Raw genomic sequence first — 16,219 nt, forward strand, 5'->3', positions numbered from 1 at the left:
TAAATTTATATAATTGAAGTAATTTATTAATTACTTAATTCTCTTTTTAAACTTGTTAGCTTATTAGCTATACTCGCATTATACTGCAAATCACCTACTCTTAGAATAAAACCACCGATGATGCTCTCATCAATAACATTTTCTATAGTCGCTTCGTTTCCAGTCAATTCTTTTACCTTAGCTAAAACTTTTGAACTTAACGTTTTATCTAAAGGAACTGCAGTGGTTACCTTAGCAACTTGAGTATTATTTAATTGATCAAATAAAACGATATACTGCTTTGCCACATTATCTAGCAAGCTTACTCTTTTATTTTCTATTAATGTGTCAAAAAGTTTTTGTGTAAGATCTCCTGAACTTTTAAAAATCTCACGCAAAGAAGCTAGCTTTACTTCGCTTTTGATCAAAGGACTGTTTAATACCATTTTAAGATCAGAACTACTATCAATAGTAGCGATAATATTTTGCATATCTTTCTGAACATCCTCAGTGGCATTTTTATCCTGAGCCAAACTCAAAACTGCCTTAGCGTAACGTATTGCTGCTCTACTCATCTTATGATTAGTTTAAAGTAACATCTCCTAACATAGACTCTACTAATTCTAGTTGTTTGTCTTTGTTAGCTAATTCTTTTCTAACTACTTTTTCTGCAATTTCTACAGATAGTCCCGCAACTTGACTTTTAAGGTCAGCTATCGCAGCTTTCTTTTCACTTTCTATTGTAGCTTGTGCTTGTGCAACAATCTTATCAGCTTCCGTCTGCGCTTCAGATTTTGCGTCTGCAATCATGCTCTCTTTTAATTGTCTTGCTTCTTTAAGCATTCCATCTCTCTCAGCACGTGCTTCATTAAGGATACGCTCATTATCAGCCTGAAGGTTTTGCATTTCTTTTTTAGCCGCCTCAGCAGACTCTAATGCATTTTTAATTCCTTCTTCTCTATTATTAACTGCTTCAAGAATAGGTTTCCAAGCAAATTTTCTTAATAATAATAGTAATCCTACAAACAATAGTATCTGCCAAAAAAACAGACCGAATGAAAAATCATTTATTAACTTATCCATAATTAAATATGTTATTTTCTTTAATGTTTAATTTCAAAGTAAACAACAACTGCAACCAACCGTTGCAGTTATTGCTTTTAATTGAATGATTAAGATGCGAATAACGCAGCAAATCCAATACCTTCAATAAGTGCAGCTGCAATAAGCATAGCTGTTTGAATCTTACCAGAAGCTTCTGGTTGACGAGCAATAGCATCCATTGCCTGACCACCGATTCTACCGATACCAACTCCAGCACCTATTACAATTAAACCTGCTCCAATAATTCTTGGGATTTCCATGATTATATAATTAAAAATTAAACTTCAAATTAAATTCTAATGATGCGCCTCTTCACTAGCCATACCAAAATATAACGCAGCTAACATCGTAAATATATATGCTTGTAATGCCGCAACCAATAATTCTAATATCGATAATGCGAACGCTAAACCGAATGATAATGGACTACCAATCCAACTTTTAAACACAAACATTAATCCAACAATACTCATTAATACTACGTGACCTGCAGTCATATTCGCATACAAACGAATCATTAATGAAAAAGGCTTGATAAAAACACCTAACAATTCTATCGGTGCTAAAACCACTTTCATAAATGTTGGAACACCGGGCATCCAAAATATATGGCCCCAATAATTTTTATTTGCTGTAAAATTTGTGATTAAAAATGTTATCAATGCCAATGCAAAAGTAACGGCAATATTTCCAGTAACATTTACTGCTAAAGGAGTCATTCCTAAAAGGTTTAAAAACCAAATAAAGAAAAACACCGTAAGCAAAAAACTCATATATCTCTTATATTTATTTTCACCGATATTAGGAATAGCGATCTCATCTCTTACAAAAAGGACCAATGGCTCTAAGAAACGACCTGCTCCTGTTGGGATACTATTATTCTTTTTATAAGATTTTGCAAGACCTCTAAACATAAAAAACATTAACAAACCAATTAAAAATATACTTACTACATTTTTGGTAATTGAAAAATCTAATGGTTTTGTATTTGTAGCATGATGGTCTTCATCATAATTGATAGTACCTTCGGCGTCCGTCTTATATATTTTACTATGGTATAACTTGTAGTGATTACCATCAACCTCAGCAACTGTTTCTCCGTGATGAAATTTTGAAGAAGAAAAAACTTTTAACCCTCCATCCCAAAGGATAACAGGTAATGGAAAGCCATAATGTTTACCAGTTTCTTTATCAGAAAAAAATGTAAAATCGTGTGAATCAAGAAGGTGATGATCAATAAACTCTTTGATCTCAAGCTTTAAACCATCCTTTCCTTCTTTCTCTACTTTCTCAGTATCTTTTGCCGCCAGATTCAAAGAAGTGAGAATCAAAGCTAAAGTCATAAAAATTCTAACTACACTAATTTTTTGCATTCTAGGTCAGATTTCGGTTCCTAAATTTCGGTGCAAATGTACATAATTAAGTTAGATTCTTAAACTATTTTACACAAATAAGTTTGAGAATATTTCAAAATAATTAACGTATTGATTTTCAGTTATTTATTTGAATTAAGGATTTTAGAAACATAGTACACTTCCAAAATTAAACTAATCACATAGGGCGTAAAAAAGTCAAGAAAAACGCTTTTATCCATCACTATACCATTGAGCTTAGTAATGGCTACAAAAACTCCTAATTTAATGAAGCTTCCTGCTAAAAAAACAAAACCAATCTGATCTTTAAACTTTTTTCGAAGAATCAAAATTGCAGTAATTAATATGATCGTATATACCGTATTAAAAATATATGAAAGATTAATAATTGCAGGATTATTATTGATTGAAAAAAAACTTCCAACCCAAATATGTACTCCGTATACAACTAATAAGACTAAAAGAAAAATGCTTAAAAAGCTAAGTAAATTTTTAATCATTTATTTAGTTTACTAAATTTTAATTGCTTTTTTGTTTTTAAAAAAGGTGTTAGGAAAGATTTTCTGAAATAATTATTGTAAAAACAACTTATTTCTTAGGATTATTAATCCTATCTAATTGCTTTATAACCAAATATAATGATGATGCTACCCCAAAAAGAACTAACCCCATTGTGCACCAATTTTTTTCGAATTGATAATAGGCATCTAATTTCTTACCTGCATATGCACAGACAAAAATGATCGCTCCCATTTCAAAAGCAATACCGGTTAGAGCTAAATATTTTCTAAGCTGATTTCCCTTGTTTTTGCCCATCTTGTTTGCCTCCAAGAGATTTTACACCACCTTTCATGACACAAGATGCATTGAAAGTCGCTCCTGGCTCTACAGCTAATTTACCTACAGAAACTTCTCCTTCGATATGTGCTGTTGGTTTTAAGGAAAGTGTTCCTGAAATCACAAGATTTCCTGAAAACTTACCTTCGAAATCAGCATCAGAACATTCTAATGTTCCCTGAATAAAACCTGATTTTCCGACTACTACTTTTCCTGTAGTTTTAAATGTACCTTCTATAGTACCTTCTACCCTAAAACCACCTTCGGAGACTACATCTCCTACAATTTTAGTTCCTTCTGAAATTTTGTTTTGATTTCTTGAAAAATCTGTTAAAGCCTGATCTTTTCCTTTTTTATTGTCTGAAAACATACTAATCGGGGGATTAAATTATTATTCTGATTTAGGTTGCAAATAACTATCTAGGTTCTTATGTATCTGGATGATTCTATAATTTTTAGAAGTAACTAAAAAATATTCTTTATCTACCTTCTGATAGTATTTCTTCCTACGGTTCCATTTTGTCATATCTACTCCTCTGGTATCTTCTATTTTACCCAGAATCAAAAGTTCTGCTAGACCTTCTGCACCTAATTTATCTCTTTTGGTATGAACTACCACAAATTGTTGATCTTTTGTATAGATATCTAACGATACTTTCATTTTATCATACCTAAGATCTTTTAAAATAGCTTCTAATCTCTCTTTAAGCTCTTGAGCTTGATTATCTCCAAATCTAGAATATTCATATACCAACTTGTGGTTTTTTTCTTGATCCGTACCTTCTAACACAAAATCACTATTCTGTATTTGTGGTATTGTTGTTTGATATATTAATTGTGCCTTTTTACCTTCTGGACTTTGTGGGTAATTAAGCGATACATAATTCAAGGCTTCTTTATACGCCTCAAAACCTTGGTAACGACCAATCGCTTGCGCTTTTAATAATTCAAATTTTGGAACAAAATCTTCTCCACCAAACTTAGTAATCAACTCATCACTTTCTTTTATTACTGAAGCATATTTTTGGCCCTTAAAATCCTTATACAATTTATTATACAAAGATTTTGGGCTATTTTGATCATCTTTTAATGCTTCATCAGGATTTTGAAGAATTTTAGCATAACGTGAATCTCCATGTGTATTAATAATATCTTGCTTAAGTGCATTCGATTTTTCTACGTTGCCTTGTAAAACATAAATTTTATATAAATTATATTTAGAGGGAACGATTAGACGCTCTTCTGGATTACTTTCTAACAGACCTTCAAACTTATCTGTTGCTAATTCATATTCCTGAAATTTCTCCTTATAAATAACCCCTAATTGATAGTAAGCAAAGTTTCTATCGGTTTGCAAACTATCCAAAACAACCTCATCTGTTGGTAATTGGGTAATATACGTTTGTGGATCAAAAGTAGGATCCGACTCAATCGAATACTCTTCTACTTCACCCTGTTCTTCACTAGAAACCGCTGTTGGATTTGTAATACTGGATATCCTCCAATTATCCTGCAATTCCCGATTTCCATAAGTTCTTTTAAAAGCAGTTTTACCATAAGCTACCGTAGTAGGATTATAAAAATAAAACGTTCCTCCTTCTTCTGGGTTTGGTCCGCCACTAGCTCCTAATCCAGTACTTGGTCTATTAAATCGTTGTTCGTTAGGAAGTTCTCCTTTTATTCTTGCAATTTCTGCCGCTTCTTCAGCTGCAATAGCTTCTGCCTTAATTTTCTCAGTATACTCAGAATAATATGCTAATCTTTCTTCTGGAGACATCGCTACAGCACTAAGAATACTATCATTAGTTTGCGCAATTCCTTCATATAAAATTACATCGTCTAAATTGACTCTTTTCTTTTTTAATACACGGTATTTTTTAGAATCAACAACCATTCTTTCCAGGGTACTATCATAATAAGCACCCGCTACTGCATATTCCTTATCATCAAAATTTATATCTCCTAGTGTTTTATAGTTAAGTGATTGTAAATATGTATCTTCAGAATCTGTTCTTAAAGATTTATTATAAAATTGCACCGCTAAATCTATAGAATCTAGTGTATTAAAATAAACGGCTTTCTGATTATAAATTTTATCAAGGAAAGGTCTATTTTCGCGATTCTCCTCTAAATCTGTTAAAAGCTCTAAAAACTCTTGTTTATTTCCTGTTTCGTAATTAAAACTTCTGGCTTTTGCCATATACGCATTTAGCATATATCGCCTAGGTGTTTTTCTGTTCAGATCAATTACTTGATCGAACGCATAATTAGCACTATCCTTATATCCTAACTGATTTAACAACTGACCCTTTATATAAAGATACCTACCTTTTTCTTCATTATTTTTTGAGTGAATCGCTGCTTTACTAATATACGTAACTGCAGAATCCTTTTGTTCTAGATTAATATATGCTTGCGCAATCATCGCCACTGCATCAGAGTAATCTTGAGCTTCCATATATTCTTCTTCCACCATCTTCATTAAATCCTCTATAGCCTTCTCATTATTATCTAAACGAAGATTGGCTTTTGCTCTCCAAACCTTAGCATGATTGATATTATTACTGGTTGGATATTTATATAGAATATAATTAAAAGCTTCTAAAGCTGGAATAAATCGTTGTTCGTTATACCTCGCTTTTCCTAAAAGTAAAAATGACTCATCAATTTTAGGATTTCGCTCTCTATCATCAATAAGCATGCTATGCTTTTGTATAGCTTTAGCTGCCTTTTCCTCTGCTTTATCAAAATTTTGATTAAGAACTTCATTAGGAAGCCTAACATCTTCACCAACAATTAATCTTTCTACCGGAAGTAATTCCCAAAAATTGTCTTTATATGTTTGAACAATATCCTGCTTTCCTTTCTCAAAAGCCACTCTTCCGTTATAAAGTGTATTGTTTTTTGTAGTTACATCGTGCCAAGTCCTATTAGTCCATTTGTCTTTTTTACGCGAACAACTAAACCCAATAGCAATTAGGAGAAATACAACGATGATTTGTGATAAATTTCTGTTCAAATCTGAATAATTTATACGCTGATAACTTAAAAACTTGCGTTTTAGTGCATCAGAACGGCATAAAAACCTTGCGTGAAATGTAAAAATACATTTCTTCTAGTAAAAAACCTCTGAACAACACATTTTTTTGTTGTTTCGATAGTTTTAATAAAAAAAGCATCGCTAACAAAAGATCAGCGATGCTTCAAAGTTTCCCGAAAACTTAATTGCTTATACTTATTTATTAAAATGCTCCTCTAATTCCTTTAATGTTTCTGTAGAGGTTGCAAGATCTTTAACTACTTCTCCTTTATCCAATACCACAATACGCTCACACACTTCTGTTACGTGCATCAAATCATGACTAGAAACCAAAACAGTAACATTAGGATCTGCAGCCAAATCTTTGATGATTTTCTTTAAACGAATCTGAGTTGTAGGATCCAGGTTGGCAAATGGTTCATCCAGAATAACAACTTCTGGATTTCCTATCAATGCAGCCACTATTCCAGCTTTCTTTTGATTCCCTTTAGACAAATCCCTTAAATACTTCTTTTGACCTAATATTTCTCCGTGAAAAAAATCTTCAAACTCTGCTAACAACGCATCTACATCTGCTTTATTTTGGCCTCGAAGTTCTCCTATGAAATAGAAATATTCCTCTGCTGTAAGATAACCGATCAAAAATGTTTCGTCGATAAATGCCGATGTGATTGATTTCCAATCTTCACTCTCGCTTACTTTTATCCCACTATTTTCTATATGACCTGTTGTTGGTTTAATAAGATCCAATAAAGCACTAAATAAAGTTGTTTTCCCGGCTCCATTATTTCCTACTAAACCAAAACTATCTCCCTTAGGAATTTCTAAATGCTCAATATTTAATACCGTATTCCCTGCATATGTCTTTGTAATATTATGTACTCCTATCATCTTCTTATTTTTTTTGTTTGTATGCCCAGATCGTTTTATACTTCTCTGTTCTATAAATTCTTTCAATTTTATCAAAAACCATATTCCTAAATGCAAAACCAGCAATTCCAGCAACAGCAACCAATGCATAACCTGCATATGGACTATATGCATAATGTCCTATTGCATATAACACCATTGGTAATGCAAGTTTTGGCAATGATAACATTAATGTTTTCATATTAAAGGATTGTTTGTCTCCAAAAGCCTTTTTATTACTAGTTAAATCTATTGGAGTTTTTACATAAGCACCTGCCCATAATACGACGTGTGCATTCATTCCCATATTATAGATCGCACCAACAACAACCGCTAAGTATGCCTCCCATCCAAAATATAAATATCCTGATGCTAGAACAGCAGAAATAAATGTCGCTATTACCATTAACCACCATTTTGAAGAAAGATATTCTCGGTATTTAATATTTTGGCTCATCATTAATGGATAATAAGAACTATCCCAACTTGGAACGAATTGTCCAAAACTCATTAAAAATCCACCAGAAACAAAAATCCCTGCAAATATTTTCCAAACAGGTCCTTCATATGCTTCGACAGCTCCTGTGAAGAATAACAGACCATAAAAAAGAAATAACGCACTCACTATTACTGTTGATCTTGCTCTTTTATTTCTTTTAATAAGCTTAATATCATTTTTTAGAAATACTGCGGTTTTACCAAATCGATCCAACCATTCTAAATTTTCTGTTTTTACAGTTTTAGATTTCGTTGCCAATCCAGCATCCAGATACAAATCCTTTACAAAAGACTTAAATGCAATAATATAAAGTGCAATCGCAGCAACTACTGGAATAACTACTAAAAACTTTGATTCGTATAATCCCTGAAAAAACGGTGCTGTATACTGTGTAACATCAAAATATCCGAAATAATGCAATCCACCTAATAACGCCATAACGCCACCAACTCCATAAATAAGATTGTCTTTATTGTTTAATAAGATATTAAGGAAATTATTACCATATATCAATGCAATCAATCCTATATTCCATAACAACACGTTTAATACAGGTGCATCTCCATTAGCAATCAAAAGAACTGAAAATGGAACAAAAAAGAAGGCATGAATAATATTAAAAAACGATGACATTGTCTTACCCAAAGCAAATGATACAATTTTGCTTTTACTAAAAGGTAAAATCAATAAAGGTTTAATATTGATAACAGGCATTTTTTGTAACGCATATCTAAAAATAAGATCAAATGCCCACCAATAGATCAAAAATCTATTTACCACTTCTAATGGATCTAGACATAAATCTTTGCTGATATATTTATAGGCAATAAAACTGCCTCCCATCATCATTAAAATAAAATATACCGCCCAAAATCCCATGAAGATTTTCATCCAAACTCCCGAAGAAGCAGATGCAGATCGCCAAAAAGATTTCCACTGTAAGGATATAAAATGTTTAAACATAGTTGTATTAGTTTTAAAAGAAGTAGGAAAGACTTCTTACACTATTTAGTAATCAAAAAATGGATTTTGTTACAAAAACAGTGAAAGAAAAGTTAAAAAACTATGCATTTTAAGGGCAGAAGAACAGATTGTTATATCAGTTGAAAGCGTTTTTTATAATAAATCACTAATGAAATCATTGTTTTTAAACTACAAACAAAAAATATGGACATAATCACTAAATTGACAAAATAAAACAATGAAGGTTCGTCTAAATAAGGAATAAAATAATAGTTAAACGAAAAAAAGATAGATACCAAAACCACAAAATTTCCAATAAAAGAAAACTTCTTTTTACCAAAAACTACAATAGGAATAAAACCAACTAAAGCCATCAAAAACGTTGGAAAAAAAGTAATTGTAAAACCATCAATATGAAAATACTTATAGAGGCTATTGAAAATCCAAAAACACAGTACACTACCAAGTATTACTTGCCAAGAATATAGGTTTCTTAGAAATTGTTTACATACACTTTTAAATACTTTAGAGTTAAAAGGTCTACTCCCTTGTTTTTCTAAAGAAGCTTTATTTTCTATCATATAGTCTTTAAAAATATCATAGAAATCTCGGTTATCTCCTTGATTCATTGAATTTTCTATTTCTGAAGCTACGTGATCTATCATTTCAATTCGTATATCTTCATAGTGAATATCAGAATTAGATAAATACGTATCTATGAATTGTATGTCTTCAATAGTAAGTTTTTTCATGATTCCGATAATAATTTATAGTGTTGACTATATTCTTTTTCCATTTTTTGATACCCTCTAAAATTCACAAAAGTGAAGAAAACTGCAATCAAAGTAAATAATGTATACGAATACAAAAAGATATCTGTGTGTATTATATTGGGATCTATTTGTTTAAAAATATTTAAGAAATTGGGAAAATAAATCATTAATCCCACCCAGCCAGAATAGACTACTAAATTAAGGGATTGATTTTTTCTTTTTTTGTATTGATCAGCCCAGACAAAAATGCAAGGAATCAACATTAAAATGACACTTCCGAGAAACATCATTTTCCACCCTATTCCTTCTGCAAAAGAAAAAATCAAACCAACCGCTACCAAAAAAGGAATCATAACCTTATAATCTCTTAGAGTTTCTTTAGCAACCTCAAGATTCGTTCTTCGAATCTTTTTTGTAATATGTTTTCTCTTTTCTATCAATAACTTTTTGTACCCTCTACTATCTTCATAAATAGATTTTCCTGATTTATTTACACCTATATCCCAAGCATAAAAAGATACTTTATTGCCGAAGCTTTTATGAATTTGCTCCATCGCAGTTTCAAAAGAAATATTATGCTGCAATCTTTGTTCAACTTCACAAATAATATGATCTAATAATTCTATTCGAATATCCCAATACTTTACCTTATTAGATATTAGATATTCTTCTATAAACTTAATCTGTTCTTTGGTTAATTTGCTCATATTAATTTATGCTCCATTTTGGGTTAATAATGGTTTGCATAGTGCGGATGTATTCTTCTAATTCTGTTAACCGATTAGCAGTTTCCTTTGTACCCTTTTCTGTGAGTTTATAGTACTTACGAAGACGATTATCTACTTTTTGCATTTCCACATCCAACAATCCTTCTGCCTCTAGTTTATGTAATGCAGGATACAAGGCACCTTCGGTTATGTTCAATTCTCCTTTAGTAATTTCTTTTACTTTTTGGGTAATCTCATACCCATACATCTTGTCACTCTCTTCCAAAAGTTTAAGAATAATAGTATTCAAACTACCTTTATATAACTTAGAATTGCCCATTATTACAAATATTAGAACGCAAATATATACATAATTTTCTTATGCATAAGTTTTTTAGGTATATAAAATTATGTCAAAACCATTATATGCAATAATGCATTTGTTATTTTTGCGCAAAATAATTTGTAAAAGATTAATTACTATTAAAGTGTAAACTGAAAACTTAATTATTAAGAGTTCAGTTTAAAGTATACCTAATTGCTATGTCAGATTTCCATACGCTTACTATAAAAAACATTACTAGAGAAACTCCAAAAGCTGTTTCCATAGAATTCGATATTCCTTCAGAGTTAAAAAACGATTATTCCTTTATTTCTGGTCAATATATAACTATCAAAACTCAAGTTGAAGGTAAGGAAATAAGGAGGGCGTACTCTATTTGTAGCTCTCCAAAAAGTCATTCTCTTCGTGTTGCGGTTAAAGAGATCGAAAACGGAACTTTCTCCGCAATAGCAAATAATAAATTACAAGTCGGTGACACACTAGATGTGCACACACCAGAAGGTAATTTTACCCTAAAATCAGATCCAACTGTAACTCATAGTTATGCCGCCTTTGTTGCTGGTAGTGGAATCACTCCTGTAATGAGTATGATTAAAAGTGTTCTAGAAGAGGAACCTAATAGTAATTTTGTTTTGGTATATGGTAATCAGACTCCTACAGAAACAATTTTTTCTAAAGAACTTCTATCATTACAAGCAAAATATCCTGATAGATTATTTATTGAATTCTTCTATAGTAGAAGTCAAGAAGATGGTGCTCGTTTTGGAAGAATTGAAAAATCTACTATTAATTACATCACTAAGAATAAATTTAAAGAAACAAACTTCGAAGCATTCTACCTATGTGGTCCAGAAGAAATGATCAATACAGTAACAGATGTTTTAATAGAAAACGGAATCCCTAAGGACAATATTCATTTTGAACTTTTTACCAGTAGTAGTACTTCTAACACAGAAGTTGATGCTGCTTTAGATGGAAAAACTAGTATCACTATATTAGTAGATGATGAAGAGTTTAGTTTTATTATGGATCAGAAAAAAACCATTCTTGATGCTGCTTTAGAGGAAGATATTGATGCTCCTTACTCTTGTCAAGGTGGTGTTTGTAGTTCGTGTATTTGTAAAATTACTGATGGTACTGCAGTTATGGAAAAAAACAGTATTCTTACCGATGGAGAATTAGCTGAAGGTCTGGTATTAGCTTGTCAGGCGCATCCAACCTCTTCTTCTATAAAAGTAGATTTTGATGATGTTTAAATTATCAATTAGAAAATAAGTAAGGTTTTTCTTTTTAAAAATTGATGCTACATACTCTATGGCTTTATAGTAATTCGGCGAAAACGTCTACAATTTAAGTATTGCATTAACCACAGTTTCGGGTTCAATAGTATTCATCACATCTTCATATCCTTCGGGAACTTTGTTCCCATAAATTGATGTAGGGATCTGATCATACTTTGCTAAATTAGGAAGAATAGCATTTTCCATAGGTTGTCCAAAAGGCATAAATCCTGCAAATGGATGAGTAACACCCCAAAGTGTTATGGTAGGAATCCCATACATGGCCGCTAAATGTGCATTACCACTATCCATGGATAACATTACGTCTAAATTTCCAATTAGTTTTAACTCATCTTCAAAAGATAACTTACCTGCAATATTGATCACGTTTTTATATTTGCTTTCAATATTATTAAGCAAGTCAATCTCTTTTTTACCGCCACCAAAAAGGAATATTTCATAGATATCACCTTGATCGAGTTGTTCAATTACCTCAATCATAAACTCTAAAGGATATACCTTGCTCTTATATTGAGCAAAGGGAGCAATTCCTAGCCACTTTTTAGTAGACTTCTTTGTGAACTTTAGAATTTCTGGGGTTAATGCCATTTTTTCTGGAAAAGAATGCTCTCGTAAATCAATAGGATATCCTAATTTACCTAAAACATCTGCATACCGCTGATGCGTTGCTTTTAATTGCTTAAATTCTTTATTCTTTGATCGGGTTAACGCCTTTTTTTCTGCTCTTCCTTTATCTACTTGTACTACTTTTATACCATGAAGAGAGAAAAAATTCTTAAGTACATTAGATCGTAGTACATTATGCATATCTGCCACAGCTGATATTCCCAAGCCTCTTAATTCCTTTGATAGCTTTGACAATCCAAAAATACCTTTATGCTTCCCATTAACATCGGCGTGATACACTTCTAAGTTATCAATTCCGGTAAAAATTGGTTCAAAAAATTTTCTCGTTAGCACAGTTATTTTTACAGTCGGGTATATTGCTCTAAATGTTCGTAATACAGGCACAGTCATAGCCACATCACCCATTGCAGAAAGCCTAATAACCAGAACATGAGCATCAAAGCCCTCTGAAAGGGCTTTGCTTTTGTTTGATATATTTTTTACTTTATTCAAAAAAACATTACTATTTTTCTCCTCGTAAAACTGGATTTAACTCATCATCATTATACATTTTCATCTGTTTGTAAACCTTCATGTACTTATCACCTTTCTCAATATCCGTAAGCAAGGTATCTATTGCTGTAGAAAGATCTACTTGCTGTTCTAGTAATACATTATACTTTTTTTGACAAGCAGCCTTATGAGTATCCGATGCACCTTCTCTAACAGTCTCTTCATGCATATGATATACTTTAAGCGCTAATATCGATAATCTATCTACTCCCCAAGCCGGACTTTCTGTATTTATCGTAGCATCTTGTTTAGGAATAACATCTTTATATGTCTCTAAAAAATAGCTATCGATATACTCAACCATATCTGTACGGTCCTGGTTAGATGCATCAATCTGTCTTTTTAGTTTTAAAGCTGCAACCGGATCAATTTCTGGATCACGAATAATATCTTCATAATGCCACTGTACCGTATCGATCCAACATTTTCTATATAATAAATGTTCTATTTGTTGTGATTTACTATCATATGGATTTGAAAATTCCTGATCTACACGATCAATCACATGATACATGTCTATAACTTCTTTAAAAATTTTGTTTGCTTTATCTGTAAACATTATACTTATTTTTCTAAGATGTGTAAATATTCTTTTGTTTCTGTGGCTTTGTGGTTTCTGTTTTCCGTTTTATCCGCTTTAAACCTCTTATATTTTGTAGTTACTAAATCGTATCTACCATAACGTTCCATAATTTGTCTTATTTCTTCTTCAGACATTAAACCTTCATTGTTATAGCTAAGAAAAATATAAGTAAACTGCGAATTCTTGATTAAATCTTCAAAAACCTTTACTACTAAACCTTTTTTACAATAATTAGATCTTTGATAAGGTCTTAAACCAGTCTTTCCAACTGGGACAAAGGTATCATATTTTGCAATAGTATTTAGTATATGATAATTGGCTCCATATTGTCTAGCATTATACGGTGGATCAAGATATAAAATGTCTCCTTCTATTTGCTTTATCAATATATTACTATCCTCATTATAAACCAGATGCTTGTTTTCTGTGAAGTCAAAATTTGCTGGAACGAGCTCTAAATTTTTCTGAGCAGTTTTTTTTAGGCCCTTTAGATATGATGCATATACAGAGGCCGTATTAGCAACTTTATCGGCTCCTTCTAAAAGTGATACTAGTAAAAAATAATAGGTATTTTCATCAATTTCTTTACTATCCTTCCATTTTTCAATTTGTATTCTTGCCGCATCAATTTTAAGTCCATTATCATCACTAAAATACTGACGTCCAGACAAACTTCCGTTACAATAATTATTGTAGACAAAACCTTTTTTTCCTTGCAAGCGGTTTAATTCTGCAATGTAATCCAAAGAATTAATCTCTTCGCTATTTCCAATATAATTCCGGTTTAGCGCATAACTATAATACTCCAGGTCATTTGCAATCACCTGTTTTACAATAGTTTTAAAACTTCTTCCAACTACACCTGTTCCTGCAAAAAGATCACAAAAAACTTTATCTTCTAAATCAGCGCCTACTGTTTCAAAAACAGAAGTTCTAATAAAATTAGAGAGTTTGTATTTTGAGCCGATATAATTCATCGTTTATTAAGTCAATTTGCTTGTCCCTTAACAGCCCAAATCAAACCAATCTTACTGATTTGATAAGGTTGTAATTGTAGTCTAAATAATCTTGAATCATCAAATGTAGCAACATATACCGAGATTATATCTCTAAGCCAAGAGATTTGTGCTTTTAATTTCCAGTGTTCATGATCATCTGCATATAAAACTATAAAAATGATATTTTCTGAATTCTTTTTTGGTTGTTGACTTGAACTATTAGCTAACCAGTACATTAATTCTTTAGAATTTTCTCTTGTATACTGCAACGATTTCCCAAAACCTTCAGGAAAGACAATCATTTTAAAATCAAATAATTTGTTTCCATCATTATCGGTTGAAAATATATTTCTCGAATTTGATAAAATTAGCTCTATCGCTATATCACTCCAGTAGTCATACCATCGGTTTATAGTATAATTAAAAAATTCCTCCTCTTTAACTTTATACTTAATTGCCGACTTCGAAATTTTAGAAACTACATTTTCCCATTTTACCGTAGTATAAATAAAATTACCATAATCATCCCAAAGATGATTTTGCTTTTTATTCCATTCACAGTTAATAGATAATCTATGTTGTAATTCTGATTCTATAATATCTAGATAAGGATCTTTCAAAATAACAGCGTCATAAATGGCAATAATAGAAACACCCAAAGATTAATTTCTTTTACAAATTTTCCATGATCAATCTCTAAGTAAGTTGTTCCAATAATTGCTAATGGAGCCGCTATAAAAATCATTTCAGAAGTGTTTTTATGCAGAGCTATCATAACAACAATTAATGAAATCAATAATTGTGCAATAATAAGTTTTAAAATAGGTTTTGATTTTGTTGGTTTTCTGCTATATTTTATCAAATACACTGTTAAAAAAAACAGTATACAAATTATTAGTACTCCAATTGAAAAGAATCCTTGATCACTAAAATATCCTTCGAAAGAAAACGATATTGGCGCTACATAATCAGTAATAGCAAAGAATGAATCATAAAATAATAAGGTAAAACAATTGGATAACATATAGACGGTTAGTAACCCTATAAACGGAATTATCCAGTTCCTATAATTTTTAGATTCAAAATATAATACTCCCAAAAAAACTATGACAATAAAAGCTATGCTCCAGAAATAGGCTAAAGAAGCCAAACCAATATATAAAGAAGCATTTAAAACATTAGATTTAACATACTTACCGTTTCTTAAACTTAGTATACTTCTCATACTCAAAATAACAAATAAGTTTGACAACAGAACACTAGGGTTAACTAATGACATTGGCAAGATTCCCGTTAAAAAAGCAAATAGTAATATTGTGTTTGTACTTTTATATGTTAAATCATTCTTTTGCGTAACATGATTTAATATGAGCATCGTGAGGATATATGCAACACAACTAGCAAAAAAGATCATAATTTTAAAATAATCCAAGTCGATACCATTTCGGTAATGCGCTATTATATACATTACAAACATGTATAATGCAACAATTATAAAATTAATTGGTTTTGATTTATTAAAAAAGCTTGATAACACTACTATTTTTTATATTTTTGCGCTAAACAATATATTATTGTTTTTAATTATAATATAACTAATTTATAAAAAGTTTTTAGTTAGCTTTTTATAA

The 16,219-nt window shown here is 31.2% G+C and carries 19 protein-coding genes; 1 reads left to right on the plus strand and 18 read right to left on the minus strand.

Features of this window, described 5'->3' with window-relative positions:
• Positions 1-26: 26 nt before the first annotated feature.
• The 13 genes from atpH to J8L88_RS00860 form a co-directional block, all read right to left on the minus strand.
• Positions 27-554, minus strand: coding sequence for an ATP synthase F1 subunit delta (gene atpH, locus J8L88_RS00800; protein WP_211059687.1), 528 nt, complete (start codon positions 552-554; stop codon positions 27-29).
• A 7-nt stretch (positions 555-561) separates the two neighbouring features.
• Complete coding sequence (locus J8L88_RS00805; protein WP_027394416.1) at positions 562-1,062, minus strand: F0F1 ATP synthase subunit B; 501 nt, start codon at positions 1,060-1,062, stop codon at positions 562-564.
• An 89-nt stretch (positions 1,063-1,151) separates the two neighbouring features.
• The gene (gene atpE / locus J8L88_RS00810) at positions 1,152-1,343 is read right to left on the minus strand and encodes an ATP synthase F0 subunit C (RefSeq protein WP_211059688.1); all 192 of its coding nucleotides are present in this window, start codon (positions 1,341-1,343) and stop codon (positions 1,152-1,154) included.
• A gap of 36 nt (positions 1,344-1,379) precedes the next feature.
• The gene (atpB, locus tag J8L88_RS00815; protein WP_211059689.1) at positions 1,380-2,456 is read right to left on the minus strand and encodes a F0F1 ATP synthase subunit A; all 1,077 of its coding nucleotides are present in this window, start codon (positions 2,454-2,456) and stop codon (positions 1,380-1,382) included.
• Between the two features lie 122 nt (positions 2,457-2,578).
• The gene (locus tag J8L88_RS00820) at positions 2,579-2,956 is read right to left on the minus strand and encodes a hypothetical protein (RefSeq protein WP_211059690.1); all 378 of its coding nucleotides are present in this window, start codon (positions 2,954-2,956) and stop codon (positions 2,579-2,581) included.
• 88 nt (positions 2,957-3,044) lie between these two features.
• A complete protein-coding gene (locus tag J8L88_RS00825) occupies positions 3,045-3,272 on the minus strand; it encodes an AtpZ/AtpI family protein (RefSeq protein ID WP_051336234.1) in 228 nt (75 codons plus the stop codon).
• The gene (locus tag J8L88_RS00830) at positions 3,244-3,663 is read right to left on the minus strand and encodes a polymer-forming cytoskeletal protein (RefSeq protein WP_027394421.1); all 420 of its coding nucleotides are present in this window, start codon (positions 3,661-3,663) and stop codon (positions 3,244-3,246) included. Before J8L88_RS00830 ends, J8L88_RS00825 begins: the two co-directional genes overlap by 29 nt.
• A 21-nt stretch (positions 3,664-3,684) precedes the next feature.
• Positions 3,685-6,312 carry a hypothetical protein gene (locus J8L88_RS00835; RefSeq protein ID WP_247666388.1) on the minus strand — a complete coding sequence of 876 codons (2,628 nt, stop codon included), beginning with the start codon at positions 6,310-6,312 and terminating at the stop codon, positions 3,685-3,687.
• Between the two features lie 216 nt (positions 6,313-6,528).
• Positions 6,529-7,224 carry an ABC transporter ATP-binding protein gene (locus J8L88_RS00840; RefSeq protein ID WP_027394423.1) on the minus strand — a complete coding sequence of 232 codons (696 nt, stop codon included), beginning with the start codon at positions 7,222-7,224 and terminating at the stop codon, positions 6,529-6,531.
• Positions 7,225-7,228: 4 nt separating this feature from the next.
• A complete protein-coding gene (locus J8L88_RS00845; RefSeq protein WP_118388450.1) occupies positions 7,229-8,704 on the minus strand; it encodes a DUF5687 family protein in 1,476 nt (491 codons plus the stop codon).
• Between the two features lie 131 nt (positions 8,705-8,835).
• Positions 8,836-9,456, minus strand: coding sequence for a hypothetical protein (locus tag J8L88_RS00850; protein ID WP_211059691.1), 621 nt, complete (start codon positions 9,454-9,456; stop codon positions 8,836-8,838).
• Positions 9,453-10,184, minus strand: a complete 732-nt coding sequence (locus J8L88_RS00855) for a hypothetical protein (RefSeq protein ID WP_211059692.1) — start codon at positions 10,182-10,184, stop codon at positions 9,453-9,455. Before J8L88_RS00855 ends, J8L88_RS00850 begins: the two co-directional genes overlap by 4 nt.
• A gap of 1 nt (position 10,185) precedes the next feature.
• Positions 10,186-10,524 (minus strand): PadR family transcriptional regulator, encoded by a 339-nt coding sequence (locus J8L88_RS00860; protein ID WP_118388444.1) that lies wholly within the window; start codon positions 10,522-10,524, stop codon positions 10,186-10,188.
• A 203-nt stretch (positions 10,525-10,727) separates the two neighbouring features.
• Here J8L88_RS00860 and J8L88_RS00865 point away from each other — a divergent pair, with 203 nt between their 5' ends.
• Positions 10,728-11,783 carry a ferredoxin--NADP reductase gene (locus tag J8L88_RS00865; RefSeq protein ID WP_211059693.1) on the plus strand — a complete coding sequence of 352 codons (1,056 nt, stop codon included), beginning with the start codon at positions 10,728-10,730 and terminating at the stop codon, positions 11,781-11,783.
• An 87-nt stretch (positions 11,784-11,870) separates the two neighbouring features.
• Here the strand turns inward: J8L88_RS00865 and J8L88_RS00870 are convergent, their stop codons facing one another.
• From J8L88_RS00870 to J8L88_RS00890, 5 genes are read right to left on the minus strand one after another with little or no spacing between them, the layout of a single operon-like run.
• Positions 11,871-12,947, minus strand: a complete 1,077-nt coding sequence (locus J8L88_RS00870; RefSeq protein ID WP_247666389.1) for a glycosyltransferase family 9 protein — start codon at positions 12,945-12,947, stop codon at positions 11,871-11,873.
• 10 nt (positions 12,948-12,957) lie between these two features.
• Positions 12,958-13,566 carry a DUF4254 domain-containing protein gene (locus tag J8L88_RS00875; protein ID WP_027394431.1) on the minus strand — a complete coding sequence of 203 codons (609 nt, stop codon included), beginning with the start codon at positions 13,564-13,566 and terminating at the stop codon, positions 12,958-12,960.
• A 5-nt stretch (positions 13,567-13,571) separates the two neighbouring features.
• Entirely contained in the window at positions 13,572-14,567 is a 996-nt protein-coding gene (locus J8L88_RS00880) for a DNA adenine methylase (protein ID WP_118388440.1), read from the minus strand.
• 11 nt (positions 14,568-14,578) lie between these two features.
• Positions 14,579-15,208, minus strand: coding sequence for a hypothetical protein (locus tag J8L88_RS00885; RefSeq protein ID WP_158594486.1), 630 nt, complete (start codon positions 15,206-15,208; stop codon positions 14,579-14,581).
• On the minus strand, positions 15,205-16,125 hold the full coding sequence (locus J8L88_RS00890) for a DUF6427 family protein (RefSeq protein WP_371813593.1): 921 nt from the start codon (positions 16,123-16,125) through the stop codon (positions 15,205-15,207). The genes J8L88_RS00885 and J8L88_RS00890 overlap by 4 nt, the downstream gene beginning before the upstream one ends.
• Positions 16,126-16,219 lie beyond the last annotated feature (94 nt).

It is taken from the genome of Aquimarina sp. MMG015 (assembly GCF_018100855.1).
Lineage (GTDB): Bacteria > Bacteroidota > Bacteroidia > Flavobacteriales > Flavobacteriaceae > Aquimarina > Aquimarina latercula.